We start from the raw sequence: 1,054 nt of genomic DNA on the forward strand, positions 1-1,054 counted from the left end.
AACGTTTAAACCTGAATCTTGTAACTATAAACACATAGACACTTACAAGGATTTGATACCCGAGCATTGGTATAAATATCACTATGAACAACTAGAAAAATTTAAACCTGAGAACTTAACCAGCGGCGATACTGACGATTTAGGACGGGAGTTATTTAACGAACATGGCCACATTATTTACCCCAAAACACTCAAAGAGTGTTACATGCGACACAGAAAATACAACTGGGATATTATCGTCTGTACCCCCGATATTACCAGCGTCCATAAATACATTAGAAACGTTAGTCAATACGCCTATGCCCACAAGTATTTTGATGGACTCGCAGCAATCCCTTATTACAACAGAAGGCCGCGAATCTTCGAGCATAACCCAAAACTCGACGGAAAAACCCCAAACAAATCAAGTACCATCACGTGGAAAAAAATCCCCATCGAAGTCCACAAATGCTACAAATCGACCGCTACCGGAGGTATTACAAAAGGACAAGGTAAGAATTTCTTATTCAGTCCTATTTTTGCCTTTCCGGTTACTGCTATCTTTTTGTGCATATTGTATTGGTTATGGTATTTCACCGGTGATAAAGGCGACGTTCAAGATGTTGAAAAAACCACTGAAATCAGTGTGGAAAATCCTAAAAAAAATATTAGTCCTAATAGTAATAATGCTAATTTTCAGGTTTCTAATGGTGAGCCTATTCTTGTAGGTTTGCCATATGGGGCAAGTGAGGTTTTCGTCACTGGCATTCAGGAAGTAAAGCGGCCAGACAGAACGCACCGAGAATACATATTTGAATTTATAACTGAAAAGTACGGTGTCTTTAGTGTTAATTCTTACGACTTAGCCAGTATGGGTTTTAGTATTCAGTATTTCAGCCCGTGTAATGTAATTATTAAACAAGGCACTTTTGTTTATCGCGCGTTGTGTAGCCCTAACCGATACGAGCAACCCAAACCCGACAAACCAGATACCGATATTTCTTTATTATCATCTTTATAAACCGTTTAAAATAATCCGCCAAGCGAAGCCTGAGCGTAGCGGATTATTTAACGG

1 protein-coding gene is annotated in these 1,054 nt (G+C 39.0%); it reads left to right on the plus strand.

From position 1 onward, the window contains the following. Nucleotides 1-1,000 (plus strand): zonular occludens toxin domain-containing protein (locus H5079_RS18110; RefSeq protein WP_182684618.1); only part of this gene is annotated, 1,000 nt, incomplete at its 5' end. Between the last annotated feature and the right edge of the window lie 54 nt (nucleotides 1,001-1,054).

The sequence above is a fragment of the Pseudoalteromonas sp. SG44-5 genome, assembly GCF_014164175.1.
GTDB lineage: Bacteria > Pseudomonadota > Gammaproteobacteria > Enterobacterales > Alteromonadaceae > Pseudoalteromonas > Pseudoalteromonas nigrifaciens.